Source organism: Nonomuraea sp. NPDC059007, from assembly GCF_042740555.1.
Taxonomy (GTDB): Bacteria; Actinomycetota; Actinomycetes; order Streptosporangiales; family Streptosporangiaceae; genus Nonomuraea.
Map to the genome: position 1 here is coordinate 227,994 of NZ_JBHYJD010000010.1, position 24,528 is coordinate 252,521.

At 71.9% G+C, this 24,528-nt stretch carries 20 protein-coding genes; 8 read left to right on the plus strand and 12 right to left on the minus strand.

Features of this window, described 5'->3' with window-relative positions; translation table 11 throughout:
- The first annotated feature begins 13 nt into the window (after positions 1-13).
- The 8 genes from ACFWY5_RS19250 (at position 14) to ACFWY5_RS19285 (ending at position 11,339) form a co-directional block, all read left to right on the plus strand.
- Positions 14-1,018 (plus strand): phosphotransferase family protein, encoded by a 1,005-nt coding sequence (locus ACFWY5_RS19250; protein WP_379613335.1) that lies wholly within the window; start codon positions 14-16, stop codon positions 1,016-1,018.
- A complete protein-coding gene (locus tag ACFWY5_RS19255) occupies positions 1,003-2,265 on the plus strand; it encodes an acyl-CoA dehydrogenase family protein (RefSeq protein ID WP_379633351.1) in 1,263 nt (420 codons plus the stop codon). Before ACFWY5_RS19250 ends, ACFWY5_RS19255 begins: the two co-directional genes overlap by 16 nt.
- Positions 2,266-2,291: 26 nt before the next feature.
- Positions 2,292-3,215 (plus strand): transglycosylase SLT domain-containing protein, encoded by a 924-nt coding sequence (locus ACFWY5_RS19260; RefSeq protein ID WP_379633353.1) that lies wholly within the window; start codon positions 2,292-2,294, stop codon positions 3,213-3,215.
- 94 nt (positions 3,216-3,309) lie between these two features.
- Positions 3,310-3,513, plus strand: coding sequence for a hypothetical protein (locus ACFWY5_RS19265; protein ID WP_184962524.1), 204 nt, complete (start codon positions 3,310-3,312; stop codon positions 3,511-3,513).
- 169 nt (positions 3,514-3,682) lie between these two features.
- Positions 3,683-4,534, plus strand: a complete 852-nt coding sequence (locus tag ACFWY5_RS19270; protein WP_379633355.1) for a helix-turn-helix domain-containing protein — start codon at positions 3,683-3,685, stop codon at positions 4,532-4,534.
- A 74-nt stretch (positions 4,535-4,608) separates the two neighbouring features.
- Positions 4,609-4,872 (plus strand): hypothetical protein, encoded by a 264-nt coding sequence (locus tag ACFWY5_RS19275; RefSeq protein ID WP_184962528.1) that lies wholly within the window; start codon positions 4,609-4,611, stop codon positions 4,870-4,872.
- 559 nt (positions 4,873-5,431) lie between these two features.
- Entirely contained in the window at positions 5,432-8,572 is a 3,141-nt protein-coding gene (locus tag ACFWY5_RS19280; RefSeq protein WP_379633357.1) for a hypothetical protein, read from the plus strand.
- A gap of 1 nt (position 8,573) precedes the next feature.
- On the plus strand, positions 8,574-11,339 hold the full coding sequence (locus ACFWY5_RS19285; protein ID WP_379633359.1) for a protein-arginine deiminase family protein: 2,766 nt from the start codon (positions 8,574-8,576) through the stop codon (positions 11,337-11,339).
- On the opposite strand, the gene ACFWY5_RS19290 is transcribed toward ACFWY5_RS19285, so the two are convergent.
- From ACFWY5_RS19290 to ACFWY5_RS19345, 12 genes are all read right to left on the minus strand, one after another.
- Positions 11,336-12,319: a P1 family peptidase gene (locus ACFWY5_RS19290; RefSeq protein ID WP_379613344.1), complete on the minus strand. Its 984-nt coding sequence runs from the start codon at positions 12,317-12,319 to the stop codon at positions 11,336-11,338. The genes ACFWY5_RS19285 and ACFWY5_RS19290 overlap by 4 nt on opposite strands.
- Entirely contained in the window at positions 12,316-12,939 is a 624-nt protein-coding gene (locus ACFWY5_RS19295; RefSeq protein ID WP_379613346.1) for a TetR/AcrR family transcriptional regulator, read from the minus strand. Before ACFWY5_RS19295 ends, ACFWY5_RS19290 begins: the two co-directional genes overlap by 4 nt.
- A 37-nt stretch (positions 12,940-12,976) precedes the next feature.
- On the minus strand, positions 12,977-13,924 hold the full coding sequence (locus ACFWY5_RS19300; protein ID WP_379633361.1) for an ABC transporter substrate-binding protein: 948 nt from the start codon (positions 13,922-13,924) through the stop codon (positions 12,977-12,979).
- Between the two features lie 11 nt (positions 13,925-13,935).
- Positions 13,936-14,880, minus strand: a complete 945-nt coding sequence (locus ACFWY5_RS19305) for an ABC transporter permease (protein WP_379633363.1) — start codon at positions 14,878-14,880, stop codon at positions 13,936-13,938.
- The gene (locus ACFWY5_RS19310) at positions 14,877-15,626 is read right to left on the minus strand and encodes an ATP-binding cassette domain-containing protein (RefSeq protein ID WP_379613352.1); all 750 of its coding nucleotides are present in this window, start codon (positions 15,624-15,626) and stop codon (positions 14,877-14,879) included. Before ACFWY5_RS19310 ends, ACFWY5_RS19305 begins: the two co-directional genes overlap by 4 nt.
- A 42-nt stretch (positions 15,627-15,668) precedes the next feature.
- Positions 15,669-17,597: a glycosyltransferase family 39 protein gene (locus tag ACFWY5_RS19315; RefSeq protein ID WP_379633365.1), complete on the minus strand. Its 1,929-nt coding sequence runs from the start codon at positions 17,595-17,597 to the stop codon at positions 15,669-15,671.
- Entirely contained in the window at positions 17,594-18,742 is a 1,149-nt protein-coding gene (locus ACFWY5_RS19320) for a glycosyltransferase (RefSeq protein ID WP_379633367.1), read from the minus strand. Before ACFWY5_RS19320 ends, ACFWY5_RS19315 begins: the two co-directional genes overlap by 4 nt.
- 24 nt (positions 18,743-18,766) lie before the next feature.
- Positions 18,767-20,128 carry a sensor histidine kinase gene (locus tag ACFWY5_RS19325; RefSeq protein WP_379613358.1) on the minus strand — a complete coding sequence of 454 codons (1,362 nt, stop codon included), beginning with the start codon at positions 20,126-20,128 and terminating at the stop codon, positions 18,767-18,769.
- Positions 20,125-20,808, minus strand: coding sequence for a response regulator transcription factor (locus ACFWY5_RS19330; protein WP_379633466.1), 684 nt, complete (start codon positions 20,806-20,808; stop codon positions 20,125-20,127). Before ACFWY5_RS19330 ends, ACFWY5_RS19325 begins: the two co-directional genes overlap by 4 nt.
- A gap of 61 nt (positions 20,809-20,869) precedes the next feature.
- Complete coding sequence (locus tag ACFWY5_RS19335; RefSeq protein WP_379633369.1) at positions 20,870-22,360, minus strand: phytoene desaturase family protein; 1,491 nt, start codon at positions 22,358-22,360, stop codon at positions 20,870-20,872.
- Positions 22,361-22,485: 125 nt separating this feature from the next.
- Complete coding sequence (locus tag ACFWY5_RS19340) at positions 22,486-23,601, minus strand: hypothetical protein (RefSeq protein ID WP_379633371.1); 1,116 nt, start codon at positions 23,599-23,601, stop codon at positions 22,486-22,488.
- A gap of 36 nt (positions 23,602-23,637) precedes the next feature.
- Positions 23,638-24,489 carry a hypothetical protein gene (locus tag ACFWY5_RS19345; protein WP_379633373.1) on the minus strand — a complete coding sequence of 284 codons (852 nt, stop codon included), beginning with the start codon at positions 24,487-24,489 and terminating at the stop codon, positions 23,638-23,640.
- Between the last annotated feature and the right edge of the window lie 39 nt (positions 24,490-24,528).

Consider the following 24,528-nt stretch of genomic DNA (forward strand, 5'->3'; position numbering starts at 1 on the left):
TCCGAAGGGTGCCATGACCTCCACGCACATCGACGTCAGCACGATCGACTTCGACGCGCTCGGGGCCTGGATGGACGGGCAGGGCCTGCCCGGCGGGCCCATCGGGGACGTCGCGCCGGTGCTCGGCGGCACGCAGAACGTGATGGTGCGCTTCTCGCGGGGCGGCCGGCCGTACATCCTGAGAAGGCCCCCGCTGCGGCCGCGGCGCAAGAGCAACGAGGTGCTGCGGCGTGAGGCGAGGGTGCTCGCGGTGCTGCGCGACACCGCGGTGCCCGCGCCGCGGCTGATCGCCGCGCAGACCGCGGACGAGCCGGTCTACTACCTGATGGAGCCGGTCGACGGCTTCAACCCCTCGACCGGGCTGCCGGAGCCGCACGCCTCCGACGCGGCGATCCGGCACCGGATGGGGCTGGAGGCCGCGGTCGCGCTGGCCGAGCTCGGGCGGGTGGATCCCGGGCGGCTGCCGGGGTTCGGACGGCCGGAGGGCTTCCTGGAACGGCAGGTGCCGCGCTGGACGGCCGAGCTGGAGTCCTACGGCAGGCTCGACGGCTACCCGGGCCCCGAGATCCCGCTGCTGCGCGAGACCGCCACGTGGCTGGAGCGCCACCGGCCGGCGTCGTTCACGCCGGGGGTGATGCACGGCGACTACCACTTCGCGAACCTGATGTTCGCCCACGACGGCCCGCGCGTGGCGGCCATCGTGGACTGGGAGATGTGCACGGTCGGCGACCCGCTGCTCGACCTCGGCTGGCTGCTGGCCACCTGGCCGTCGAACGCCGGGCACGTGCCGGGACTGCCGTCCGAGGACGAGATCGTCGCCTGCTACGCCGCGCTGACCGACCGGGACATGTCGGCGATCGACTGGTACGCGGTCATGGCCTGCTTCAAGCTCGGCATCGTGCTCGAAGGCAGCCACGCCCGCGCCTGCGCCGGGAAGGCGCCCAAGGACATCGGGGACCTCCTCCACCAGACCACCCTGGACCTGTTTGCGAGGGCACAGACATGGATTTCGCGGTAGAGCCGGAGTTCCAGGCCAAGCTCGACTGGATGGACACGTTCATCCGCGAGGAGGTGGAGCCGCTCGACCTGGTCTTCCCCGGCCAGGCGTACGGCACGCCGGACGAGCGGCTGCGCAAGATCGTGGACCCGCTCAAGGAGCAGGTCAGGGCACAGGGCCTGTGGGCCTGCCACCTCGGCGCCGAACTCGGCGGCCAGGGCTTCGGCCAGCTCAGGCTGGCCCTGATGAACGAGCTGATCGGCCGCTCCACCTGGGCCCCGGTCATCTTCGGCTGCCAGGCGCCCGACACCGGCAACGCCGAGATCATCGCCATGTACGGCACCGCCGCCCAGAAGGAGCGCTACCTGCGTCCTCTGCTGGACGGCGAGGTGTTCTCCGCGTACTCGATGACCGAGCCGCAGGGCGGATCGGACCCGAGGCTGTTCACGATGAGCGCGGCCAGGGACGGCGAGGAGTGGGTCCTGGACGGTGAGAAGTACTTCACCTCCAACGCCCACAACGCCGCCTTCTTCATCGTGATGGCGGTGACCGACCCCGAGGCGCACCCCTACAAGCGGATGTCGATGTTCCTGGTGCCGTCGGACACGCCGGGCGTGGAGATCGTGCGCAACATCGGCACGATGGGCGACCGCTCCGGCCACCACGCGCACCTGCGTTACACCGGCGTACGGGTGGGCGCGGACGCGCTGCTCGGCGAGGAGGGCGGGGCGTTCGCGGTGGCGCAGGCCCGGCTGGGCGGCGGCCGGGTGCACCACGCGATGCGCACGGTCGCGGCGGTCAAGCGGGCCTTCGACATGATGTGCGAGCGGGCGCTGTCGCGGGCCACCCACGACGGGGTGCTGGCCGGCAAGCAGCTCGTGCAGGCGGCGATCGCCGACTCCTACCTGCAGATCCAGCAGTTCCGGCTGCTCGTGCTGCACACGGCGTGGCTGATCGACCAGTCGTCGACGCGGGAGGCGCGCACGCAGATCGCGGCCTGCAAGGTGGCGGCGGCCCGGGTCTTCCACGACGTGGTCTACCGGGCGATGCACCTGCACGGCGCGCTCGGCGTCTCCAACGACACGCCGCTGGCGCGGCTGTGGCAGGCGGCGCCGCTGATGGGCATCATGGACGGGCCGACGGAGGTGCACCAGGCCTCGATCGCGCGCCGCGTGCTGAAGGACTACGAGCCCGCGCCGGGTTTGTGGCCCACGGAGTACTTGCCGGACAAGATTGCTGCCGCTCGGGCGAAATACGCCGATATCTAGCTGATCAGGCAGTACGGTGGGACGTCATGAGACTCGTCCTCGCAGCGTCCCTGGCCGTCGTCCTGTCCGGATGCGGCGCCACGGCAGGCGGTACGGCAGGCGGCGCCGCCGCCCGGGAGCAGCTCAATCCCGCGACCGAGTCTCCGGCCACCAAGCCCCAGGGCACCTCCCAGAACGCGCCCGGGAACGCCCGCGCCCCCGGCACGCCCATCCCGGCGGACGCCGCCAAGCTGGCCGCCGACCTGAAGGCCACGACCACCGCCCTCTACTCGGGCATCGACGCCTGGACCAAGAGCAAGGCCGCCCAGCCGCCGCAGGAGGTCGTCCTGTACGCCCTCCACCACCAGCGCGTCTACCGCAAGCTGGCCAGGAACGCCACGCTGGCCCGCGCCGTCATCGCCAAGCTGCCCAGACCGGTGGCCGCCGAGGCCCGCGACAACGCCAAGGCGGTCGGCAAGCTGCTGTCGATGGCCCGCCCGATCACCGCGGCCCGCCGCGCGAAGATGCGCCTCGCGCAGGCGGAACCGGCCGGAACGCTGCGCGGCCACATGGTCAAGGCGGAGAAGCGCTTCGGCGTCGAGTGGGAGGTGCTGGCGGCGATCATGCTGGTGGAGACGAAGTTCGGCCGCGTGCGCTCGGCCAGCTCCACGGGCGCGCAGGGGCCGATGCAGTTCATGCCGGGCACCTGGAAGATGTATGGCATGGGCGGCGACGTCCACAAGTCCAAGGACTCGATCATGGCCGCGGCCAACTACCTGAAGGCCACCGGCGCCCCCAGGAACTACCGCCGCGCCGTCTTCGCCTACAACCACGACGTGCGCTACGTGGACGCGGTGCTGGCCCACGCCGCCCAGATCAAGCGTGACCCGCGCAGCTTCTACGCCTACTACAACTGGCAGGTCTTCGTCCTGTCGGCGAAGGGCGACGTCCGCCTGACCGGCCCCCGGTGACCGACTCATACCAATTTGAACTAAAACGATCACATAAATCCCTGGAGCTCCTACAATTGCTCGCAATTGCAGGATTGATCGGGGAAGGATCGTCATGCGTATGCGGTTTCTCGGCTCCACTTCGGAGGCCGGGGCCTGTCCCACCCTCTACGAGACCGACCGCGGCACCATCGTGGTGCAGGGCCTCCAGCTCACCGACCCCGAGGCGCTCGCCGATCTGCGCGACGTCCTCGACGGCGAGACGGCGGTCGAAGTACCACGCGAACTGCTCGTAGACATCGCCCGCCGAGTCCTCTGACCCATTACGGACGCTCGCCCGCCCCCGAGCGCCCCTCCTGCCCGCGTCACCCCTCGGCGCGGGCATTCCGCTTTCCGGCTGCCGGAAAGCCACGCGGCGCGACCGATTGATCACAATTGCGAAACCGGGCCTGGCATGATCCATGCCCACAGGTCTAGCCTCTAGCGGCGTGACGTCCTTTCAGCAGGCGCGCATCGACCTCGGCGCCCAGCTTCGCCATCTGCGCGAGGCGGTGCACCTGTCCGGCAAGGATCTGGCCGAGCGGCTTGGCTGGCAACCGTCCAAGGTCTCCCGGCTGGAGAACGCCCGCCAGACCGCGACGGAGGACGACGTGGTGGTGTGGGCGACAGCCGTACAGGCTGCTCCGGAGGTGACGGACCAGTTGATCGGCCAGGCGATCTCGCTGCTGGAGCGGCACGACGACTGGAAGCAGCGCCACCGCAGCGGGCTGGCCGCCATCCAGGAGGACATCCGCGACCTGGAGGCGCGCACCCACCTGTTCCGCGTGTTCGAGCCGGGCATCGTGGTGGGCCTGCTGCAGACCACCGAGTACGCCCGGCACGTCTTCCGCAAGGTCAAACGCCTCTACAGCGCCCCCGACCAGATCGACGCGGCGGTACGCGTGCGGATGCAACGCCAGGAGATCCTCTACGACCCGACGCGCACCTTCCGCTTCGTGGTGCCCGAGGCCGTCCTCCACACCAGGCTCGCCCCGATCGACGTGATGCGCGGCCAGCTCGACCGCCTGCTGGCCGTCAGCACGCTGCCGAACGTCGAGTTCGGCGTGATCCCCTACACCGCCGAGCTGCCGTCCTCGCCGATCAACGGCTTCTGGATCTACAACGAGGCCATGGTCGGGGTCGCCACGATGACGAAAGACCTGGTCCTCCGCGATCCCGATGACATCGCCTTCTACGTGAGCGCGTTCGACGAGTACTGCAAGGTCGCCCATTTCGACGAATCCGGCAGGGCCCTCATCATCCGGATTCTTCACGAATACGGGAAACAATCCTCACTTTAATCCCTGCAATTGCTTGCCCCGCGAGCGAAGATCGTGCAATTCTGTGGCGCGAGACGTTGCGGAGGTGACGCCTGATGCTGGACACCACGCTCTGCCTGGAGCGCTTCGCCTGGTACGCGGGTCGCCACGCCGACCTCTCGGTCCAAAGCGTGGCCCTGGCCTGCGACCCCGCGTACGTGTCGGTCCGCAACCGCTTCTCCACCACGCTCACCGAGACCGTCACGTGCTCCGACGAGGGCGCCTTCGTCACCTCCTGGGGCTACCGCCTGGGCAGCACCGACGACGTGGAAGCCGCCGCCGCCCGCCTGGCCTTCCTCCTCGCCGCGCTCCCCGCGTAAATCCCCGCACAGCCGTCCCCGCACAGCCGTCCCCGCACGGCCTTCCCGCGCAGCCTCCTCCCCGCGCAATTTTCCCCGCGAGGACTTTCTCCCCCACAGGCTTTCTCGCAACAAAAGCACCTCCCCTCCGCGCGCCCAAAGCCCGCCCGCGACACACGAGCCTTTTCACCCGCCGCGCCTTTCTCCCGCCACGAACTCACCGTTCGCCCGCGCCACAGGGGCTCGCCCTCTCGCGCGCCGCGTAGGCCGCATCCCGCCGCACAAGCCTTCTCGCCGCGTGCGGGCGCTTGGGGTTGCCCTCTCGTGCCCGGCCTTTCGGGGTTACGGCAAGCCGCCCCCACCCCACCCGCCGCACATGGCCGGGCTCTGTCCAGGGTGACGGCCGGCGGGCGCGCGGGGCCGGCCGCCGTGACGACTCCGAAGTCGGCCCGCTGAGCGGGAAACCCCGTGACAACCGGATCTGACGGACGTAACGTTGGCGCGTCAAGTTCAGCACGCTAAGTGGTCGCGTCAACACCAAGAGTTCTGTCCAGCGGACCCAGCGAGGGTGAGGTGCCCATTGGCTAGCGAAGGCATTCTCCGGTTCATCACCGTCCGGCCGGCCAAGGCGCGAGTCCAGCCCCCGCCGAATGTGCTGGTCCCGGCGGCCGGGCTCTTCCAGCAGCTCGCCGCGGCGGTGGCGAGCGGCGCGGACCGGGCCGGGCTGCGGGAGATCGCCCGCGGGTACAGCGCCGCCGCCGACCACCCCGAGCCGTTCGACACCGCCGCCCTGCGCGAATGGTTCTACGCCAACCAGGACCGCCCCCTCGAAGACGCCGACCTGGACGCGCTGGTCCGCCACGCCTACGGGAGGGCGCTGCCGGAACTGGTGGCCGGGGAACGGTTCGCCGCCACGCGGGCCCGGGTCACCGACCAGGTGCTGACCACCGCGCTGCTCGGCGACCCGGCGGGCGACGGCCAGCGCCACCTGCTCGACGCCAAACTCCTCGCCCTCGCCGCCACCCTCGCCGCCACCCCGGACCAAGCCACCCCGGACCCAACCACCCCGGATCAGGCCGTCCCCGGCCGGGCCATCCCGGGCCTGGCCGCCTCGGGGCATGCGATCCCGGAGCAGGCGATCCCCCGCCAGACCGCCCACGGGGACGTAGGTCAGGAGGACACGGCCCACGGGGATGGGGCCCACGGCGGTGTGGATCACGGCCAGGCGGATCACGGGTATCCGGGGCAGGGCCAGGACGCACCGGGCGAGGAGGGTTCGGGTGAGGGTGGGGACGCGGCCGGCGGTGGAGGCGTGGAGGGCCGGAGCGTGGAAGGGGGGCGGAGGACCCTGGGGGATGTGGTGGGTGGGGTTGTGGTGATGTTGCCCGGGTTTCTGGGGCGGGTTCGGCAGGAACCCCTTCCGGTGCCGCCGTCCCCGCCCTCCAACGATGCGGGCCGGGAGGCGCGTGACTGGCTGGGGCGGCTGGAGGAGGCGCGGCGGGAGCTGGTGCGGATGGTCACCGACGGGCGGCACGTCGAGTATCCCGACGTGCTGGCCTCCGTCGTGCCGGACGGCGATGTCGAGCGGCTGCTGGCCGGGCTGCGGGCCGCCAACGCCGGACGCCCCCGGCTGTCGGCCTCCGGGGTGGCGCGGCTGAGCGGCACGACCACCGGCGTCCTGGAACAGCTGGGGCAGCTCGACGACGAGGTGCTGCCGTTGCGGGCGGTTCCGGTCATCGAGGAGGAGATGCGGCGGGCCGGCGCTCACGTGGGGACGCGGGCCGTACCGGATGGGGTGCTCGCCTTCGACGGCGGCGAGATCGATCTCGGACGCTACCACCGCGCCCTCGGCGACTCCCCGGCCGTCACCGACCCGCCGCCGGTCCCCCAGCACTCGCAGGCGGGCGTCGCCGACCTGCTGGTGGTCCGGCAGAAGATCAAGGCCTACGAGCTGGGCGAGTACGCCCACATCGAGAACGTCATGGCCGGCGAGTCCCGTGAGCGCTCCACCCGCCGCCTCACCCAGGTCGAGGAGATCATCGAGCGGGAGACCGAGACGGAGACCGAAAAGGAGAAGGACCTCCAGTCCACGACCCGCAACGAGCTGCAGAACGAGGCGGAGAAGCACGTCAAGAGCCAGCTCGACATCGAGGCGGGCCTGCAGGTCAGCGGCAGTTACGGCCCCGCGGTCTCCTTCACCTCCAGCCTCAAGGCGGGCTTCTCCACGACCACCGAGGAGTCGCAGCGCAAGGCGTCCTCGTTCTCTCAGGAGGTCACCCAGCGCACGGTGGAGAAGGTCCGCGAGAAGGTACGCACGCTGGTGCGCAAGCGCACGCTGGAGGAGTTCGAGGAGAACAACCGCCACGGCTTCAGCAACAACCTGGCCCGCCACATCCGCGGCATCTACCGCTGGCTGAACAAGGTCTACGACGCCCAGGTCTTCAACTACGGCCAGCGCATGATGTTCGACTTCGTGGTGCCGGAGCCGGCGGCGTTCTACCTCTACGGCCTGGTGGAGAACCCGCCGCAGGACAGCGAGCTGGTCAAACCGGCCCCGCCGACCGTCGCGGGCAACCCGCTGACCCCCGCGCAGATCGACGCGGGAACCTACGGCCCGCTGCTGGCCCGCTACCGGGTGACCGACGCGCCCCCGCAGCCGCCGGAGCTGCGCACGGCGAGCTTCTTCGCCAAGTACGACGGCGGCAACTACACCTCCACCGGCGCCGCGGGCAAGGTCGAGATCCCCGACGGCTACCGCGCCTACCGGGCGACCGTGCAGGCCACCCACATCTGGGCCGCGGACATCCAGCTGCACCCGTTCCAGATCGTCTTCGACGGCAAGATGTACGACTTCCACGACACCTGGGGATCGCAGGGCGGGCCGACGAGCTGGCTGGAGAAGGACGCGTCGGTCTCGATCTCCGTGGCGGCCAACGCGTGGGCTGTGGCGATCGACGTCGACTGCAAGCTCTCCCCCGAGGCGTACGCGAGCTGGCAGCACGCCGCCTTCGACGCCATCATCGCCGCCTACCAGCAGCAGCTCGCCGAGTACAACGAGCGCAAGGCGCAGCGCGAGCTCGAACGCAGCAGCAGCCGGCAGTTCGGCCGCAACCCGCTGGCCAACCGGCGGGTGGAGCGCGACGAGCTGAAGAAGTGGGTCATCATGATGCTGGCCAAGCAGCCCGAGCTGAACCTCGACTCGTTCAAGAGCCCGACCGGCGCGCCCGTCCTCGACCTCGACAAGGCCAACGCCAACGGCCGCTACATCCGGTTCCTGGAGAACGCCTTCGAGTGGCAGAACATGCTCTACGTCTTCTACCCGCACCTGTGGGGGCGGCGGGCGCGCTGGGTGCCGGCGCTGAACGTCACCGACCCCGACCCGGACTTCGCCGCGTTCCTGCGGGCCGGGGCGGCGCGCGTGCAGGTGCCGGTGCGGCCGGGGTTCGAGCGCGCGGTGGCCTACTTCGTGCACACCGGCAACGTGTGGGACGGCAACGACGTGCCCACGGTCGAGGACGAGCTGTACGTGCCGATCATCGACGAGATCACCACCAACCTCGGCAGGATCGACGGCGGCGTCCCCTACCCGGCCGGGTCCAGGCCGTGGGAGGTGGTGGTGCCGACGGACCTGGTGCTGGTCCAGGATCTGTCCGAGGTGCCGCCGCTGCGGGACGCGCTGCGCCCCGGCTCCCACGTCACCCTCGACGCCGGCGAAGGCTGAGGTGTGCGCCTACCGCCTGCACGCCGACTACGACCGCACCGGGCGGCTGAGCGGGGACGCGGCGGAGTGGGCAGGCAGGAAACGCGAACCCGGCGCCGTGGTGCGCGCCAACCTGGACGCCGACGCCAGAAGGCTGCCCGCGTCGGTCGCCCGGTCGGGCCCCGCCACCCCCGACCGGGAACGGCAGGCCAAGACGGCCGGGGACGACGAGCCGATCAGGATGCAGGTGCAGGAGGTGAGCCACGAGCCCGGCCCGCTGTTCGTGGTCCTGCAGGGGGCCGATCCGCAGCGGATCGCGGTCGTGGACTCGACCGGGGTGCGGATCCGGCCCGTTCCGCGGCGGAACCTGGCCCGCTATCCGCTGCCGGCGGGGCCGTACCCGAAGAGGCTGGCCTTGGAGGCGGTGGACCTGGCGGCCAGTCCCGCGACCAACAGGATGCTGGTCCCCGGAGCGGGGCCACCGACCGGCGCCAGGATCGTGGTGCGGCTGGAGCGCGACGGCGCGGGCGGCACCGTGGTCGAGGACGAGGCGGTGGTGACGCTGGCGCCGTTCGTGCTGATCGGCAACGCGGGGCGGCTGGAGCGGCTCTACATGTGCGCGGTGCGGGAGGACGACCCGGCCGGGTCGCTGGACGACAACGGGCCCGCCGTCGCCGACGTGCGCGCCGCGCTCGCCCCGCTGGGCGTGCCGCTGGTGCTCATCCCGCAGGAGGTGCACGGCGGGGACAGCTGGATCCAGGACCAGTACCAGCTCGGCTACACGCGGACCCCCGACGGGGTGCAGCGGGTGCTCCTGCACACGCCGCGCACCCGCTCGGACGCCTCCAGGACCGGGGCCCCGAACCTGGGCGGCGTGCTGGCCGGACACTTCCTGAGCAAGGACATCGGGGTCTGCCAGGCGTTCTGGGACCGCGAGCTGACCGTCCCGGGAGCGGGCGGCGCGCCCGCGCGGATGGGCTTCGCCGAGAGCGACCGGCTGCTGACCGTGCTGACGAAGGTCCTGGTACTGCGCCGGCACATGGTGGAGATGGTCTCCAGGATCGGCACCGCCGAGGACCTGGCCCGCATGCGCGAGGCGATCGGCCCGGCGCGGGCCGACGTGTGGAAGTCCCGCTCGGAGCTGGACCTGCTGCTGAGCCTGTTGCGCGGTACGGCACGCGCGGCGCTGACCCGCCCGGACACCCCGTGGAAGAAGGACCTGATCGACCCGCTGCTCGACGACGCGCGCCGGCAGGTGGCCGCCGTGACGGCCGAGATGCCGATCGCGGGCGACCGGGCCCGGCTACGGCTGCCCGCCAGCGGGCCGCGCCCGGCCAGGGAGTTCGTCCTGAGCGCCGGCGAACTGGTCGAGCTCGACCGGCAGCTCGGCAACTGGCACTCCGGGCACAACTACGGCGGCAACATCGAGGTCGGCCCGCCCTCCAAGAACGGCCCCGCCGGGGTGGTCGTCGTCGGCAACACCACCCAGCGGGCCGGCGACGGCTCCACGCTCACCGACATGGACCCGGACCTGCTGGCCTTCCTGCGCGGGCAGGCGCACGGCCACCAGAGCGTGGTGGAGGTGGACACGAGCTGGCTGGACGTGGGCCACGTGGACGAGATGCTGGCGTTCGTGCCGGACCCGCGCGACCCGCGCGGCCTGGGCACGGTGCTGCGCGCCGCCCCGGCCATGGCACTGCTGATCATCACCGAGGCCAAGCGGGAGTTCCTGAGCGGGCTGAACGCCCGCGACCTCGCCGAGTACACGAACTGGCGGTACATCAGCTCCCGGAGCCGCCACACGATCCAGGGCACCAAGCCGATCACCCACCTGCTGCGGGGCCTGCGCTGGCTGCAGCATCACGAACCGGGCCAGACCCTGCCCACCGAACCTCCGGAGATCTACCAGCACCTCGCCCGGCAGAACGCCTCGGGCCCGACCGCGCACGACATCCCGTTGCCCGTCTCGCCCTGGAGCACCCAGCCCGCGCCGGTCTATCCGGCGGGCATCTCGGTCTACGAGATGTACTACTTCAGCGACAACCTCAACGAGGACCTGGAGGCGGAGCCGGCACCCGCCAGGAGCGGGCCGGACGGGACGGAGATCCCCGCGGCGGGCCGGCTCACCGAGGCGGTGGAGCGGATCACCACGGAGTACGACGGCAGGATGCCGATCGTCGGCCTCCCGGTCTTCTTCGACCGGCGCTCGCCCGCGAGCGGCCGCAGCACCGCCTTCACCCCGAACCTGGCCAACCTGCAGGTGGCCGGTGACCGCCTGCTCATCCCCCGCCCGCACGGGCCGCGCATGTCGCCGGAATCGGCGGCCCGTGTGCTGCGCGCGGTGGCCGCGCGCTTCCCCGAGGCGGTGCGCGCCGCGCGTCTCACGCCGCAGTGGCTACGCGCCCGCGGCCTGAACCGGACCACGTTCTGGGCCCGCCACCGGTCGGTGGGCAAGCCGACCGCCACCGACCTCGCCAATCTGGCATTCGCCTTCGCCGACGGTTTCCCCCGCGGCATGCCGGATGCCCAGATCCGCCGGCACATCCAGCGGGCCAACGCGAACGCCTTCGACGCCGCCGGGCGGCTCAACGGCGGCGGCTGGCGGCAGCTGGTGATCCCGGAGAACAAGGTGGACCTGTTCGAGGCCTGGACCGAGGCGGTCGCCGACAAGCTCGGCTACCGCGTGCAGTGGGTGGAGGCGTGGTACTACCACGTCCGCCTGGGCTCGATCCACTGCGGTACGAACGTGCTGCGCGCCGTCCCCGCCGACCGGCCGTGGTGGCGTTAGGCGGGCCGCCAGGCGGCCGCGGTGTGCCCGTCGCGGCCCCGGGTGGTGACCGCGGCCAGGAGGCTGTTGAGCACCGACTCCTCCACCGCGTCGAGGGTGGCCTCGAACAGCGGGCTGAGGTGCCGGTCGGCGACGTGCTCGCCGGAGGCGGCGGTGGAGAAGGCGAGGCCGTAGTCGCCGCTGCCGTTGGAGTAGGAGGCGCCGACCCGGCCGAGGGCGTAGACGCCGCGCTTGGCGACCCGGGTCAGCTGGCGGCCGTCCAGGCGGGCGTCGGTGGCCACGACGATCATGCAGGAACCGTCGTCGGGCGGCGTCTCCAGGCCGAGCAGCTCCAGCTCGGAGACGGTCTCCGCCTCGTGGGTACGCGCCCCGGTGCGCAGGGTTCCGCCGAAGTTGGCCTGGACCAGCGCACCGACGGTCACCCGGCCGGCCCCGGTCAGGTCGAGGATGCGCGAGGCGGTGCCGATGCCGGCCTTGAAACCCAGGGCGACGGTGCCGGTGCCCGCGCCCACGCAGCCCTCCTCGACCGGCCCCGGGCGGGCGCCGTCGAGCGCGGCGAAGACGTGCTCGGCGGTGATCGGGCGCGCGGGCATGTCGGACAGCCAGCCGTCGTTGCACTCGCCCACGACGGGGTTGACCGACGGCAGGCCGGGGTCGCGGGCCAGCATCCAGCTGATCAGCGCGTCGGCCACGCGGAAGGTGGACATGGTCGCGGTCAGCAGGATCGGCGTCTCGATCACGCCGAGCTCGGCGACCTGGGTGGTGCCGACGAGCTTGCCGTAGCCGTTGCCCGCGTAGACGCCGGCGCTGAGCGGCAGCCGGTCGGGGACGACCGCGGTCACGCCGGTGTGGATCGCGGGCTCGCGCCGCAGCGTGATGTGGCCGACGCGCACGCCGGGCACGTCGGTGATCGCGTTGTGCTCCCCCGTCCGGTACGGCCCGCCGGCCAGACCCCGCTCACGCGCGCGCATGGCCGTCATGCGGAGAACGCCTCGGGAGACAGCCCGACCTCGCGGGCGGCGGCGGTACGGGCGTGTGCGAGCAGGCGTTCCTGGGTGAGCACGTCGGGGTGGAGCGTGTAGCGGATGGCCAGCCCGTCGAGCATGGCGTCGAGGCGTTCGGCCGCTCCGGCCGGGTCGTCACAGGTGAACTCGCCGCCGTCCACCCCGTCGGTGATCACCCGCTCGATCGCGCGCAGCCACGTCGCCTCCAGCTCCAGGACGATCGCGTTGACCGCGGGCTCGCGCAGGGCGGTGTTCCAGGCGTCCAGCCACAGCAGCCAGCTCTGGTCGGCGCGCGACTGCGGGATGTAGTAGTCAAGGACCCGGTCGAAGCGCTTCACGGCGGTGCCGGGCCCGCGCACGATCTCCTCCAGCCGGGCGCTCTCCACGTCGAGCGTGGCCCTGAGCATCGCGGTGATGAGCTCGTCCTTGGTGGCGAAGTGGTAGTGGATGAGGCCGCCGCTGACGTTGACCGCCTTGGCGATGTCGGCGATCCGGGTGTTGGCCAGCCCTTTTTCGAGGACGACGCGCCGGGTGGCGGCCAGCAGCTCGGCCCGGCGCTGGTCGGCCTGTTCGGCTCGGGAGGAAGCACTTCGCACCACGAAATCCTATCGCCGGGCCGTACGCCGGTATCCGTCAGCATCCCGCCTTGTACAGGACCTTCCGCACGTCGGGGGTGTCGACGTTCTCGCGGGTCACGATGGTGGCGTCGGTCGGGATGGACGCGGTCACCTGTTGTCCCTTGACCGCGGCGACCGCCTGCTCCACGCCCTTCGCGCCGATCTCGCCGGGCAACTGGGCGATGAGCGCCTGCACGACGCCGTCCCTGAGCTGCTTGACCTGGGCCGGGCCCGCGTCGAAGCCGACCATCTTGACCTGGCCGAGCTTGCCCGCCTGCTGCAGCGCCGTGCCCGCGCCGGTCGCGGAGTTGAGGTTGGTGGCGAAGACGCCGGCCAGGTCGGGGTCCTTCGCCAGCGCGGCGTTGACGATCTTGGAGGCTTCGCCGACGTCGTTGTGCGAGTACTGCACGCCCAGCGAGCTCACGCCGGGATGGGCCGCTTTGATCTCCTCCTCGAAGCCCTTGATCCGGGCGTCCACCGTGCTCACGCCGGGGTCGGTGGAGATGACCAGCACCTTGCCCTTGCCGCCGATCTGCTCCGACAGCGCCTTGGCCGCCGCCGCGCCGCCCTTGACGTTGTCGGTGCTGATCCTGGACAGGCCGATCGAGGCGTCCTCGACCACCGTGTCCACCAGAATGATCTTGATGTTGCGCTGTTTGGCCTGGGTGAGCGGGGCGATCAACGCCTTGACGTCGGTGGGCGCGATGAGCAGGGCGTCGGGCTGGGCGGCCACGACCGAGTTCACGATCGGCGTCTGCAGGGTCGGGTCGAACTTCTGCGGCCCCTGCACCTCCAGCTCGACCCCGAGCTCCTTGGCCTTGGCCCGCGCGCCGCAGGCCATCGTCTCGTAGAACTCCTCCCCCGCCAGCCCCTGCACGAGTGTGACCCGGACGGCGCCACCGGCGCTGGGCTGGCCGCAGGCGGCGAGGGCGAGCAGGAGGGCGGCGGCGAGGGCCTTGCGCATGGGGAGTCTCCTCACTGGTCGCGGCGGGCGCGTTGGCGCTGGTCGACGTAGACGGCGGCGATCAGGACGGAGCCGACCACCACCTGCTGCCAGAAGGGCCGCACGCCGAGGATCTGGAAGCCGTTCTGCAGCACCGCCGGGATGAACACGCCGATGACGGTGCCGGCCACGGTGCCGACGCCGCCGAACAGCGACGTGCCGCCGATCACGACGGCGGCGATGGCCTGCAGGTTGTCGGTGGAATGAGCGGACACGCCGGTGATGCCGTACTTCGCCAGTGACAGGTAGCCGGCCAGCCCGGCCAGCAGTCCCGCGAGGCCGTACACGGTGACCAGGTGCCTGGCGACGCGCACGCCGGCGCGGCGGGCGGCCTCGGCGTTGGAGCCGATCGCGTAGGTGTGGCGGCCGAAGCGGGTGCGGGCGAGGGCGAAGCCGAGCACGGCGGTGACGGCGCCGCAGATCCACACGAGGTGCGGCACGCCGAGCCAGCGTGCCAGGCCGAGGCCGAGGTTCAGCTCGCCGGGCGCGCGCAGGTCGACGCCGCCGGTCAGCAGCAGCGCGGCGCCGAGCGACATGCCGAGCGTGCCGAGGGTGACGATCAGCGCGGGGATCCGCCCGTGCGCGACGAGCAGGCCGTTGAGCAGACCCCACCCCAGCCCCGACAGTACCGCCGCCGCCGCCCCCATCAGCAGCGAGCCGGTGGCCTCGGCCGTCAGAGCGGCGGCCACGGCCGAGAAGACCAGCACGCCGCCGACCGACAGGTCGATCCCGGCGGTGATGATCACGTAGGTCATGCCGGTGGCCAGGAGCAGGAGGATGGCGGCGTCGCTGACCAGGTTCAGGAGGTTGAAGGGGGTGGCGAAGCTGCCGGGCCGCAGGAGGGCGAAGGCGGCGAGCAGGCCCGCGAGCACGAGCCCGATCCAGAACACCTGCGCCGACAGCAGCCGTCCGCTCATCCGAGTGCTCCCGTCATCGCGCCGACCAGTTCTTCCATGGAGACCTGCGCGGTGGCGAAGCGGGCCACCCTGCGGCCGAGCCTGAGCACCTCGACCCGGTCGGAGACGGCCTTGACGTCCTGCATGTTGTGGCTGATCAGCAGCACGCTCACGCCGGAGTCGCGCACGCCGCGGATGAGGTCGAGCACGCGGCGGGTCTGGACGACGCCGAGCGCGGCGGTCGGCTCGTCCATGAACACCACGCGGCGCGCCCAGGTGACCGCCCTGGCCACGGCGACGCCCTGCCGCTGGCCGCCGGAGAGCGTGGAGACCGGCGCGTCCTGCGACTTCAGCTCGACCCCGAGGCGCTCGCAGGCCTGCCGGGCGCGCTCGCGCATGGCGGCGTCGTCGAGCAGCCCGAGGCGGCCGAGCAGGCCGGGCCTGAGCAGTTCGCGGCCGAGGAAGAAGTTGGCCGCGGGGGTGAGGTCGGCGCAGAGGGCGAGGTCCTGGTAGACGGTCTCGATCCCGGCGGCCCTGGCGTCCTCGGCGGAGGAGAAGGCCACGGGCCCGCCGTCGAGCAGGATCTCGCCGTCGTCGGGCGGTTCGACCCCGGACAGGATCTTGGCGAGGGTCGACTTGCCCGCGCCGTTGTCCCCGATCAGCGCGACGACCTCGCCGGGCGGCAGCGCGAGGTCGGCTCCGCGCAGCGCCTCCACGTGGCCGTAGCTCTTGACGATGCCGCGGGCTTCGAGCAGCGGTCCGGCCATAGATCTATCAAGAGCGGGGTTGACATCGTTGTCAACCCCCGATCAAGAACAGTCGTGGAGGCCGTCCTGGCCATGCACGGCCGTGCAGTTCTCCTGGACCCACGCGGTGGCCTGGCCACTTCCTCTGCCGCCGCCGGTCATCACGTAGCGCAGGCGGCCTGAGGAGGTCAGCTCCTCCAGGCGCGCGGTGGTCATGGCCGGGTCGGCGCCGGTGAAGCCGCCCATGGCGATGACCGGCTCGCCGGTGGACAGGATCAGCGAGGCGGCCTGCTGCGCGCTGCCCACCGCGACCAGCCAGTCGGCGTTCCCCCGGTTGGCCTCCAGGAAGGTGACCAGCTCAGCACTGACCTCCCGCCCACCAGGACCCCCGGAAAGGCCCGGGTTCCCGGAAGAGCCCGGAGTGCCGGAGAAGCCGGGGGTGCGGGAAAAGCCGGGGGTGCCGGAGAAGCCGGGAGTGTCGCCGGGCGACCGGTCTCCTGCGGGCGGGGCCTCTCCGGCGGGCTGGCGGCCGCCCGGCTGGCCCATCGGGCCGCCGCCGAAGCCGCGGCGGCCGTTGTCGGGTCCCGCGGTCGGGTTGGTGCCGTTCACCGGGGACTGCAGCGGCGTGACCGCGTACGCCGCCGGTCCGGCCAGGCCCGCGACCAGGGCCAGGACCAGCCCGGCGACGGTGATCGCGGCGCCGCGCCGTACCCGGGCCAGGATCAGCGTGAGCCCGGCCAGAGCGGTGGTCCCGAGCACGGCCCAGGCCAGCCACGGCGCCCACTCCGGCGTACGGCGCAGCACCGCGAACGCCCACCCCCCGGTCACCACCACGGCCACCGGCAGCACCCAGCCCAGCACCCGCGCCTCCCGGTAGGCCCGCCACATGAGCACCCCGCCCATCCCGCTCAGCGCCGCCACCGCCGGAGCCATGGCGGTGCTGTAGTAGGGGTGGAAGGTGCCGCTGGAGAAGCTGAAGACCACGACGTGCACGGCCAGCCAGCCGCCCCACACCAGCCACGGCCCCCACGCCCACGCCTGCCCCGACCTCCTGGCCCGCACCCCGGCCACGGTCGCGAGGAGCAGGGCGATCGCGCAGAACGGCAGCAGCCACGAGATCTGTCCGGCCATCACGTCGTTGAACAGCCGCCCGGCCCCGGACTCCCCGCCGAACGAGGGCCCGCCGGCCCGCCCGCCACCCTGGCCGAAGATCCGGCCGAGGCCGTTGTAGCCGATGACCAGGTCCCGGACCGAGTTGTCGGTGGATCCGCCGACGTAGGGGCGCGAGCCGGTGGGCCACAGGTCGACGATCGCCATCCACCAGCCGCTCGACACCACGAGCACCGCACCGGCGGCCAGCAGGTGGCCGAGCCGCCTGACCACGGTGGCGCGGGCGCAGAACAGGTAGGCGAGGGCGAAGGCGGGCAGCACCAGGTACGCCTGGAGCATCTTGGTGTTGAACCCGAGGCCCACGAAGACCGCGCAGAGCAGCAGCCAGCGGGGACGCCCGGTGCGCAGCGCCTCCAGGCAGAACCAGGCGGCCACGGTGAGCAGCAGGACCAGGAGCGTGTCCGGGTTGTTGTCGCGGTTGATGGCCACGGTGATCGGGGTCAGCGTCATCGCGAGGGCCGCGATGAGCCCGGCCGCCTCCGCCCGCCGCTCACCGAAATATGCGGACATGTTGCGGCGTACCGCCGAGTAGACCACCGCGACCGCCGCCACGCCCGCCAGCGCCTGCGGCAGCAGCATGCTCCACGTCGAGAACCCGAAGATCCGCGCCGACAGCGCCATCACCCACAGCGCCAGCGGCGGCTTGTCCACGGTGATGAACGACCCGGCGTCCAGCGCGCCGAAGAAGAACGCCTTCCAGCTCTGGGTGGCCGACAGGACGGCGGCCGAGTAGTAGGTGTTGGCCATCCCGCTCAGCGCCCACGTGTACAGGACCAGGGCGACGGCGAGCACCCCGGCCAGCGCCCAGCGCGCCCGCGTCATCGGCTCACCCTGCGCGGGTTGAACACCCACACGCGCAGCAGCAGGAAGCGCACCAGGGTGGCCAGCGCGTTCGCCAGCACGACCGCGGCCAGCTCGACGCCGTGCGAGACGCCACCGGGCAGCAGCGCGAGCCCGCCGGTGGTGAGCGCCAGCCCCACGAGGAAGGCGATCAGGCCCTCGAACTGGTGCCGTACGACGCCGGCCGGGCCGCTGATCCCGAACGTGAAGCGCCGGTTGGCCGCGGTGTTGGCCACGGCGGTGACCAGCAGAGCGATCGCATTGGCCGGCATGGGCGCGAGCGCCCCGCGCAGCAGCGTATACAGCCCGAGGTAGGCCAGCGTGCTGACGACGCCCACGATCGCGAAGCGGGGCAGCTGCCTGGCCAGCCCGCGCGGCACCTCCCGCGACGGGATCGGCGCGCGCAGCGCGTGGGCGCGGGCCAGCCTGGCCATGCCGCGCAGGTCGTCCAGCGCGGTGCGCACGACGTCGACCCTGCTGTCCGGGTCGTCGACCCAGTCGACCGGCACCTCGTGGATGCGCAGCCCGTGCCGCTGCGCCAGCAGGAGCAGTTCGGTGTCGAAGAACCACTGCTCGTCCTCGACCGCGGGCAGCAGCGCCTGCGCCACCTCGGTACGCACCGCCTTGAAGCCGCACTGGGCGTCGGTGAAGCGGGCGCCGAGCAGGGCGTGCAGGAGCAGGTTGTAGCAGCGGGAGATGACCTCACGCTTGGGCCCGCGCTCCACGCGCGCCGCCGGTGCCAGCCGGGTGCCGATGGCCAGGTCGCTGTGACCCGACAGCAGCGGCGCGACCAGCGGCAGGAAGGCGTCCAGGTCCGTGGACAGGTCCACGTCCATGTAGCTGACGACGTCCGCCTCGCTCCGCGACCACACCTGGCGCAGCGCCCGGCCGCGCCCCTTCTCCTCCAGGTGTACGGCCCGCACGTGCGGCAGCTCGGCCGCCAGCTCCCCGGCCAGCGGCCAGGTGCCGTCCGTGCTGGCGTTGTCGGCGATCGTGATGCGGAAGCCGTACGGGAAGGTGGCCAGCAGATAGTCGTGCAGCCGGGTCACGCTCGCGCGCAGGGCGCGCTGCTCGTTGTGGACCGGGACGACCACCTCGACCAGCCGCGTCTTGATGGATGTTGGCATGCTCCCAGGTCACCGGCCCGGTCTTTAGCCGGACTTAGCCGATGATGAGAGTGGGGTGAGACTTCCCGGCAGCCGCACGGTGGCGATCACTCCGCCGCCCTGCGCGTTGTCCAGCCGGACGCTCCCGCCCGCCTCGGCCACCGCCTGCGCCACGATCGCCAGCCCCAGCCCCGAGCCGGGCAGCGCGCGGGCCGACGGGGAGCGCCAGAACCGCTCGAAGACGTGCGGCAGCTCCTCGCGCGGGATGCCGGGCCCGTGGTCGCGCACGGTCAGCACGCCTCCGCGCAGCATCACCTCGATGCCGTTCTCGCTGAACTTGCGGGCGTTGTCGATGAGGTTGAGCACCGCCCGTTCCAGCGAGGCGGCGTTGCCGACGGTGTACCACTGGCCGAGGTCGGTGCTCAGCTCCGCGCCGCGCAGCCTGGCCCGCTCGGCGGCGGCCTTCACCACCTCGTGCAGGGCCAGCTCCACGTGCGGTTCGTGGTCGGTGTCGCCCCTGGCCAGCATGAGCAGGTCGCCCACCAGCGCCGACAGCTCGGCGAACTGGGCCTTCACGTTGACCAGCAGCCGCTCCTTGGCGGCCGGGTCGAGCTGCCTGCCGGTCTGCTCGCTGCGCAGCAGCAGGTCGATGTTGGTGCGCAGCGTGGTCAGCGGGGTGCGCAGCTCGTGGCCGGCGTCGGCGACGAGCTGGCGCTGGCGGTCGCGGGAACCGGCCAGGGCGGCGGTCATCGCGTTGAAGGAGGCGCTCAGGCGGGCGATCTCGTCGTCGCCCTTGACCGGGATGGAGGTGTCGAGGTCCTCGGTGGTGGCGATGTGCTCGACGGCCCTGGTCAGCTCGCCTACCGGGCGCAGGGCCGTACGGGAGACGAACAGGCCCGCCGAGGCGGCGCCGAGCACGCCGAGGCCGGCCACGCCCGCGAGCAGGGCGGCCAGGGTGTTGAGGGAGTTCTGCAGGCGGTCGAGGCGGCGGGCGCTCATGACCGCCACGCCGGGCGCGACCCACTTGGTGGCGACGCGGACCTGCGCGCCGTCGCTGGTGGTGCTCGTGTGCAGGCATTGGCCGCCGGAGCGTGCCACGCGCAGGTCGTCCTCGGTCACGTGGATCGGTGTGCCGAACGAGCAGGTCGGGCTCCCGTCGGCGTAGATGATCTGCTCGGAGTACGGCGGCACGTAGGCGTCCGAACGCGGCGGCTCGGTCGAGCACCTGACCAGGAGCTTGCTCACGTCGGGCCGCTTGCCCGGCGGGCCCTCCAGCTCGTGGTCGAGCTGGTTGAGCAGTTCCATGCGCACGATGGAGAAGCACAGGACCGCCGAGAGCGCGACCGCCAGCGCCACCGCAGCCGTGACCAGCAACGTCATCCGGGCGCGCAGGCTGCTCCATCTCACGGCGCGTTCCGCAGCACGTAACCGACGCCGCGCACGGTGTGGATCAGCCGGGGCTCGCCGCCCGCCTCGGTCTTGCGCCGCAGGTACATCACGTAGACGTCGAGGGAGTTGGAGGTCGGCTCGAAGTCGAAGCCCCACACCTCGCCGAGGATCTGGTCGCGGGTCAGCACCTGGCGCGGGTGGCTGAGCAGCAGTTCGAGCAGCTGGTACTCGGTCCTGGTCAGGTCGAGCCTGCGGACGCCGCGGGTGACCTCGCGGGTGGCCGGGTCCATGCGCAGGTCGGCGTAGGCGAGCAGGCCGTCCTGCGGCACGGCGCCGAGCGCGCTGCGCCGCAGCAGCGCCCGTACCCTGGCCAGCAGCTCGTCCAGCTCGAACGGCTTGACCAGGTAGTCGTCCGCGCCCGCGTCCAGGCCGGAGACGCGGTCGCCGACGGCGTCACGGGCGGTCAGCATCAGCACCGGCACGTGGTTGCCGCCCTGCCGCAGCCGCCGGCACGCGGTCAGCCCGTCGAGCCTGGGCATCATGACGTCCAGCAGCACCGCGTCGTACGCCTCGCGGGCCAGCTGCTCCAGCGCGGCCTGCCCGTCCACGGCCGTGGCCACCTGGTAGCCCTCGAACTCCAGGCTCGACTGCAGCGCCTCGCGCAGCGCCGGCTCGTCGTCCACCACCAGGAGTCGCATGGGCTCACTCATGAGCCAACGCTATGCCGCCATCATGAGAACTCGCTGAAGGACATGTCGGTCAGGTCAGCAGCGACATCGCGGCGTTGTGGCCGGGGATGCCGCTGACCCCGCCGCCGCGCCGCGCCCCGGCCCCGCACAGCAGCAGCCTCGGGTGCCCAGTCTCGACGCCCCAGCCGCCCTCGTCGGCGTAGGGCCAGCTCAGGTCGCGGTGGAAGATGTGCCCGCCGGGCAGCCCGGCCTCGTTCTCCAGATCGACGGGCGTCTTGGCCTCCAGGCAGGGCTCGCCCGCCGGGGTGGTGGCCAGGCAGTCCTCGATGGGCTCGGCCAGCACGGAGTTGATCGAGCGGAGCGTGGCGTCCAGGGCCGCGCGCCGCGACTTCTCCGGGTCGTCGCGGAAGAGGCGGGCGGGCATGTGCAGCCCGAACAACGTCATCGTCTCCCCGTCCTGGCCGAGGATGGACCGGTCGGTCAGCGAGTGGCAGTAGACCTCCGCGGGCGGCAGCGCCGGGATCTCGCCCCGCGCCGCCTGGGCGAAGGCCCGCGCGAGCTGCTCCTGGCTCTCGTTGATGTGGAAGGTGCCGCTGAAGGCCGCGTACGGTTCCACGCCGGTGTCCTTGAGCCGCGGCAGCCGCCGCAGCACCATGTTGACCTTGAGCTGGGCTCCCTCCGGCGTCTCCGGCTCGCGTCCCAGCAGCCGATCCAGTACGGCCGGCGGCACGTTGGCCAGCACCCGCTCCGCGGACACCACGTGCTCGGCCTCCCCCAGCCGGAAGCTCACCTCCCCGGCCTCCGGGTCGATCCCGATCACCTCGGCCCCGGTCCTGATCTGCGCCCCGGCCTCGCGGGCCGACGTGGCCAGCGCGCCGGACACCGCGCCCATGCCGCCGACGGGGACGTTCCACTCCCCGGTCCCGTCCCCGATCACGTGGTAGAGGAAGCACCGGTTGGCCAGCAGGTCGGCGGCGGGGTCGGCGAACGTGCCGATGAGCGCGTCGGTGAGCACCACGCCGCGCACGGTGTCGTCGCGGAAGCGCGCCTCCACCGCCCGCCCGATCGGCTCGGCGAACATCTCCCCCCAGGCCCGCGCCCCGACCAGCCGCTCGACCTCGCGCGCCGCGGGCAGCGGCCCGAGCAGCGTGGGCGCCAGCACCCGCGCCACCTCGGCGGTCATCTCGTAGAACTCCCGCCAGGCCCGGTAGTCCCGCGCGCCGCCGGTGACGGCGCGGAAGGACTCCTCGGTACGGCCGGCGTCCTCGTTGTCCACGAGCAGCCCCGTCCGCCCGACCGGCGTGTAGGAGGCGTAACGCCGCCGCCGGAGCTCGACCCGCAGGCCCAGATCCATGACGATCTTCGTCGGCAGGAGGCTGACCAGGTAGGAGTAGCGCGACAGCCGCGCCTCGACCCCGGGAAAGGCCTGGGCCGAGATGGCCAGCCCGCCGACGTGGGCGAGCCGTTCGAGGACGAGCACCCGGCGACCGGCGCGGGCGAGATAGGCGGCGGCGACGAGCCCGTTGTGCCCGGCGCCCACGATGACGGCGTCATAACGCATGAAAGGTCCTTAAGCAGGAGACAAGGATGGGACGGCACGAAAGACGCCCCGCTACAGCCCCGTCTGCCAGTGCGGCTCCGGCCGCAGCAGTTCCTCCCTGGACACCATGCCCGGGACCTTACCCGTCACGGATCGGTCAATACCACCTCCACATATCTGCGATCCGGCGTGACCGCGACCACCTGAACCTTCAGCACGGTGTCCACCGCGTACTCCGTGGGCAGGCTCGCCCCCACCCCGGCGGTGCCCTCGAACCAGACCGGGTTCTGCTCGCCGTGCCAGGCCAGCACGGGGCGGCGGCCGATGGAGTGCACGACCACCGCCGGCTGGATCGCCGCGTCCTGGCCGAAGCGGGCGCGGTACTCGACGGTGATCTCGCCCTGGCTGGTCGGGACGACCGCGAGCACGGGGTCGTGCAGGTTCGCCTGGCCGAAGGCGGCCAGGCGGATGCGCGGGGAGGTGGACAGGTCCGGGCGGAGCACGCTGCTGGAGGCGGCGAACTCCGGCACGTACCGGTAGAGGGCGGCCGGCGACAGGTTGCGGTCGCTGCGGAAGAAGCCGGGCGAGATCACGGTGACGCCGACGAACGCGGGCGGCGTCGGGACCGCGCGGTCCTGCACGCCGGTGAAGCCCATGACCGAGTAGTCGTCGTGGTAGACGTAGTCGCCGCAGGGGCCGAAGGCGTGCTCGAAGCCGATCACGTGGCCGATCTCGTGGTCGTAGAAGGACAGGAACCCGCCCTGGTCGAGGACGGCGGCGCCGCCGATGGCCCCGGAGTTGCACGGCGGCGGATGCATGAACACGACCACGCGGTCCACGCCGTCGAAGCTGACGCCGTCGCGCTCGGCCTGCGCGCGGGTCTGGTTGACCATGCCGCCGCGGTCGTCGCGGTTGCCGACCTGCGAGATGCCGGTCAGCACCCGCCACGGCTCCACGCTGAAGCGCAGTTCGCGCAGCCGCAGGGTCGAGGCCGACCAGAAGTCGAGCATGCTCCAGCCGTTCGGCGCGTCGAGGACCTCGCGCAGCGCCGCGTCCGGCCAGACGGGGTGGACGTTGGCGTCGGGGGCGTTAGTCGCCCACGTGTAGCGCAGCACCTTCACGTTGAGTGGCCGCGTGTGCGTGCCGGTACGGCGCAGCAGTTCGCGCACCGACACCTGGCCCGGCAGTCCCGCCTCGCGCCCCAGGGCGCGCACGCTGATCGGCAGCGACCGGACCGCCTTGCTCAGTCGGACGGAGAGCATGGCATTCCTCCAGCGGAGTCAGCGGAGTCAGCGGGGTCAGCGGAGCAGGACGAGGATCGGGATCAGCCCGATGCCCCGGTCGAGCGCGGACATGGCCTTGCCGATCACGGCGCCGAAGGACCGGCCGGGGTCGAGCGCCTTCATCGCGTGGCCGGGCGTGTCGGAGGTGGTGAGCAGGTCGCCGACGCCGACGGGGGCGTAGGAGGCGTCGACCCGGCAGTAGACCTTGCCGACGAGCGCGAGCGGGTAGCGTCCCGCGCGCTGGTCGCGGTGGTCGAGGATGACGCCGGGACGGTAGTCCCCCGCCCCCGAGACCACTCCGGCGACCTTGGAGTCGTAGGCGCTGGTGCTCATCCGCACCCGGTCGATCCCGTCGAGCACGACGACCGTGCCGGGCACGACCTCATCGGTCTCGGTTTCCGCGAGCGAGAAATTCTCGGCCAGATCGGCTCCGGTGAGTAGGACGTCGCCGGTGACGATGACATTTCCCTTGAAGAATCCGGCGGGGCCGACGCCGCGATGGTCGGCGTAGAGCGCGGCACCGGTACTGTCCGCATTGAGATTATAGGCGGCGATAGCCGCGGTATTAGGGGAATTGGTCTCGGCGTGAACGGCTTCATAAGCCTCACTTCTGGCGTCCACCGCCGCGCCGATCCCGGTCCTGACGAACACACCGGGCCCGCGCCCGCGGTTCTCCGCGAACAGGGTCGCCCCGGTCCCTTCGGCGTTGAGGTTGTATCCGGCTATGGCCGCGTTCTGCGGAGAATTGGTGGTCGCGTGCACCCCGTCGAATTCCTGGCTGATGCCGTGAACTCCGGGGCCGCTCTTACTGGTGCCTTTTACCGCGGCTTCGCCGGGGCGCGAGGTCTCGCCGTTCAACGCAGGCATTGGGGGGCCTTTCATCGGACGCCTGGGTTCTTCAATATG

Excerpts from the sequence above, each read along its gene's own strand:
- ACFWY5_RS19250 (WP_379613335.1), top strand. The coding sequence starts at position 14 with ATGACCTCCACGCACATCGACGTCAGCACGATCGACTTCGACGCGCTC.
- ACFWY5_RS19255 (WP_379633351.1), top strand. The coding sequence starts at position 1,003 with ATGGATTTCGCGGTAGAGCCGGAGTTCCAGGCCAAGCTCGACTGGATG.
- ACFWY5_RS19260 (WP_379633353.1), top strand. The coding sequence starts at position 2,292 with ATGAGACTCGTCCTCGCAGCGTCCCTGGCCGTCGTCCTGTCCGGATGC.
- ACFWY5_RS19265 (WP_184962524.1), top strand. The coding sequence starts at position 3,310 with ATGCGTATGCGGTTTCTCGGCTCCACTTCGGAGGCCGGGGCCTGTCCC.
- ACFWY5_RS19275 (WP_184962528.1), top strand. The coding sequence starts at position 4,609 with ATGCTGGACACCACGCTCTGCCTGGAGCGCTTCGCCTGGTACGCGGGT.
- ACFWY5_RS19290 (WP_379613344.1), bottom strand. The coding sequence starts at position 12,319 with ATGACGGCCATGCGCGCGCGTGAGCGGGGTCTGGCCGGCGGGCCGTAC.
- ACFWY5_RS19300 (WP_379633361.1), bottom strand. The coding sequence starts at position 13,924 with ATGCGCAAGGCCCTCGCCGCCGCCCTCCTGCTCGCCCTCGCCGCCTGC.
- ACFWY5_RS19305 (WP_379633363.1), bottom strand. The coding sequence starts at position 14,880 with ATGAGCGGACGGCTGCTGTCGGCGCAGGTGTTCTGGATCGGGCTCGTG.
- ACFWY5_RS19310 (WP_379613352.1), bottom strand. The coding sequence starts at position 15,626 with ATGGCCGGACCGCTGCTCGAAGCCCGCGGCATCGTCAAGAGCTACGGC.
- ACFWY5_RS19315 (WP_379633365.1), bottom strand. The coding sequence starts at position 17,597 with ATGACGCGGGCGCGCTGGGCGCTGGCCGGGGTGCTCGCCGTCGCCCTG.
- ACFWY5_RS19320 (WP_379633367.1), bottom strand. The coding sequence starts at position 18,742 with ATGCCAACATCCATCAAGACGCGGCTGGTCGAGGTGGTCGTCCCGGTC.
- ACFWY5_RS19330 (WP_379633466.1), bottom strand. The coding sequence starts at position 20,808 with ATGCGACTCCTGGTGGTGGACGACGAGCCGGCGCTGCGCGAGGCGCTG.
- ACFWY5_RS19335 (WP_379633369.1), bottom strand. The coding sequence starts at position 22,360 with ATGCGTTATGACGCCGTCATCGTGGGCGCCGGGCACAACGGGCTCGTC.
- ACFWY5_RS19340 (WP_379633371.1), bottom strand. The coding sequence starts at position 23,601 with ATGCTCTCCGTCCGACTGAGCAAGGCGGTCCGGTCGCTGCCGATCAGC.
- ACFWY5_RS19345 (WP_379633373.1), bottom strand. The coding sequence starts at position 24,489 with ATGCCTGCGTTGAACGGCGAGACCTCGCGCCCCGGCGAAGCCGCGGTA.